The organism is Janthinobacterium foliorum, assembly GCF_978021625.1.
Window position 1 is genome coordinate 1 of the sequence record NZ_CDXDQE010000116.1, and the last position, 255, is coordinate 255.

At 53.3% G+C, this 255-nt stretch carries 1 rRNA gene; it reads left to right on the plus strand.

Features of this window, described 5'->3' with window-relative positions:
- A 16S ribosomal RNA gene (locus ACZ92H_RS29775) occupies window positions 1–255 on the plus strand; the annotation flags it as partial.

Below are 255 nucleotides of genomic sequence, written 5' to 3' on the forward strand. Positions count from 1 at the left end.
TGCAAGTCGAACGGCAGCACGGAGCTTGCTCTGGTGGCGAGTGGCGAACGGGTGAGTAATATATCGGAACGTACCCTAGAGTGGGGGATAACGTAGCGAAAGTTACGCTAATACCGCATACGATCTAAGGATGAAAGTGGGGGATCGCAAGACCTCATGCTCGTGGAGCGGCCGATATCTGATTAGCTAGTTGGTAGGGTAAAAGCCTACCAAGGCATCGATCAGTAGCTGGTCTGAGAGGACGACCAGCCACAC